The sequence below is a fragment of the Photobacterium sp. OFAV2-7 genome (genome assembly GCF_022347985.1).
In the GTDB taxonomy this organism is placed as follows: Bacteria; Pseudomonadota; Gammaproteobacteria; order Enterobacterales; family Vibrionaceae; genus Photobacterium.
The window spans coordinates 1-2,743 of record NZ_JAKRFQ010000723.1 but is presented as its reverse complement, the minus strand read 5'-3'; the positions used below and the strand labels follow the sequence as shown (position 1 = coordinate 2,743).

At 53.7% G+C, this 2,743-nt stretch carries 3 protein-coding genes; all 3 read left to right on the top strand.

The window, feature by feature from the left end:
• Positions 1-1,782: YccS family putative transporter (yccS, locus tag MHN01_RS23590; protein ID WP_239413790.1), on the top strand; the 1,782-nt coding region annotated here is incomplete at its 5' end.
• Between the two features lie 85 nt (positions 1,783-1,867).
• Complete coding sequence (locus MHN01_RS23585) at positions 1,868-2,185, top strand: antibiotic biosynthesis monooxygenase (RefSeq protein ID WP_239413789.1); 318 nt, start codon at positions 1,868-1,870, stop codon at positions 2,183-2,185.
• A 44-nt stretch (positions 2,186-2,229) separates the two neighbouring features.
• Entirely contained in the window at positions 2,230-2,739 is a 510-nt protein-coding gene (locus tag MHN01_RS23580) for a GNAT family N-acetyltransferase (protein WP_239413788.1), read from the top strand.
• The last annotated feature ends 4 nt before the right edge of the window (positions 2,740-2,743 follow it).

The window sequence follows — 2,743 nt, the reverse complement described above, 5'->3', positions numbered from 1 at the left end:
ATGCTCGGGGCCGATCATAGCGTGAATCTCTGGTATCAGCCGATGTTACTGCTGGCCGGTGCGTCTTGGTACGGCCTGCTCTCTCTGACATGGCAGGTCCTGTGGCCCAACCAACCGGTACAGCAAAGCCTGGCTGCCGTTTTTACCGAATTTGCCCACTACCTCGACAGCAAAAGCAAGCTTTTCGAGCCTGTTAACAACATGGTACCGCAACCCCTTCGGCTAGAGGCTGCCGGACAGAACGCCCGGGTCGTCGCAGCCCTTAACGGTGCCAAGGCCACTTTGCTCAACCGCGCCCGTCGTGGTCGACCGAACGATACCGGCGACAAGTTCCTCAAGATCTACTTCCTAGCCCAGGATATTCATGAACGGGCAAGCTCGTCACATTACCGCTACCAAGACCTGGCGGCCGCATTCCAGCGCAGCGATGTTCTGTTTCGCTTTCAGCGATTACTGACCAGTCAGGCCAAGGCCTGTCGCGAAGTTTCTCATGCGCTGGCAATGGGCAAACCCTACCGGCACGGCGCAGACAGTGTCAGAGCCCTCGACGAGCTTCAGGAATCGCTACTGTATCTGAAAAACCAGCACAACCCGAAGTGGCGAACGTATCTGATCCAGCTCGAGTACCTATTCAACAACCTTGCGACAGTAGAACGCCAGCTTTCAAACGTGAGCAACCCCGATGTCGCCCAGACCGGCAATGATATAGAGCTGGCCGACAACGAAGCGCGCAGTATGAAAGCGCGCTGGCAGCGTATTACTAGCCAGTTCACCCCGGACTCTATGCTGTTTCGCCACGCCTTGCGAATGGCTATCGCGCTGACCGTCGGTTACGGCGTCATTCAGGCTCTTGAGCTGGAGCGGGGCTACTGGATCCTGCTTACCACCCTGTTTGTCTGCCAGCCTAACTACAGTGCTACACGCCAGAAGCTGGTCCAGCGAGTCATCGGAACACTGGGCGGCCTGCTGGCCGGTATCCCCCTGCTTTACTTATTCCCTGGTCAGGAAGGACAGCTGGTACTTATGGTGTTAGCCGGGGTGTTGTTCTTTGCCTTCCGTACTGCCCGCTATGGGCTGGCAACCGCGTTCATTACCTTGCTAGTGCTATTCTGCTTTAATCAGCTTGGTGAAGGTTACGCCGTGATCCTGCCGCGCCTGGGCGATACCTTGCTCGGCTGCTTACTAGCCGTACTGGCTGTGAGCTTTATTCTGCCTGACTGGCAGGCAAACCGACTGCACAAGGTCATGGCCTCGGCCATTACCACTAACCGCGACTACCTCGGTCAAATCATCGGCCAGTACCGAATCGGCAAAAAAGACAGCCTGAACTACCGCATCGCCCGACGTGACGCCCACAATACCGACGCCCAGCTAAGTACTGCCATCAGTAATATGCTGGCCGAGCCCGGCCGCTACCGGATGGCAACCGACGAGAGCTTTCGTTTTCTGACGCTAAATCATGCGATGCTGAGCTATATCTCTGCCTTAGGTGCCCACAGGACCCAGCTTGATGATGAGCAAACCCATCACCTGGTCGCCAAGGCACACCGCCAGATCCACGCGCACCTTGATTGTCTGGCAGAGCAACTCGACGGCAACCAATGCAGCCAGGCACCAAGTTCGGATACCGATCTAGAGCAACAACTTGCCCAGTGGCGGGACGAAGACTGTAAGTCCGTCCGTATGGTCCTTCAGCAGCTTCACCTGATCCAGCGAATGCTGCCAGAGCTACACTCGCTGGCCAACAAGCTTGCAGCCAGAACCAGCAAACAAACGGCCTAGCGCAAAAAAGTGACTTGAAGCCGGACTGTGATAACCTGCCGCTTCAAGTCACTGCAAATTGAACACCACACTGAAAGGAATCAGTATGTCCGAAATTGCCAATACACCTGAACCACCTTATTACGCCGTTATCTTTACCTCCGAACGCACCGAAGGTGACAACGGCTATGGGAGCATGGCCGATAAAATGGTCGAACTGGCCCAAGTACAACCTGGCTTTCTGGGTATCGAATCCGCCCGGGAAAGCGTAGGTATTACTATCTCCTACTGGCGCGACGTAGAGGCCATCAAAGCCTGGAAGGCAAATGCAGAGCACCAAATAGCACAGAGAAAAGGCCGTAAAGAATGGTATTCATCGTTCAAGGTCAGAATATCCAAAGTCGAACGAGACTATGGCATCTAAACATAAGTAATTAGTTAGGCGGACTTAAAGAGTAGGACAACATTATGATTATTACCGAAACCGAGCGCCTGCGTATCCGTCAGTTGACGGAAGATGACGCCGCCTTCGCCCTCAAGTTATATACTTCGGAACCCTTTCTTCGTTTTGTTGGTGACAAGCAACTCAAAACTGAAGCAGATGCTCGGCAATACCTTCTCGACGGCCCTATCAAGATGTATCAGGCGCACGGAATTGGCTTGTACTTAGTCGAGCTAAAAGAGAGCGACGTCCCGCTTGGTATTTGTGGATTGATCAAGCGCGACTCACTGGATGATGTCGACCTTGGCTATGGCTTCCTGCCGGAATATTTCGGTCAGGGGTATGGCTATGAGTCAGCGCTGGCGGTCATGGAGTATGGGCAACGGGAATTAAAGATGAAGAAACTCGTCGCCATTACCACAGCTGACAACCAACGCTGTATCAAACTACTGGACAAGCTGGGGTTACAGTTTGTTGAAAATATTGAAGAGCCCGAAGCCGCACCGGCTCTCGGGCTGTATGCCATGGAATTATAATTTG

What these genes read in the sequence shown, in the direction of transcription:
- MHN01_RS23585 (WP_239413789.1), top strand. Translation starts at nt 1,868, where the DNA reads ATGTCCGAAATTGCCAATACACCTGAACCACCTTATTACGCCGTTATC.
- MHN01_RS23580 (WP_239413788.1), top strand. Translation starts at nt 2,230, where the DNA reads ATGATTATTACCGAAACCGAGCGCCTGCGTATCCGTCAGTTGACGGAA.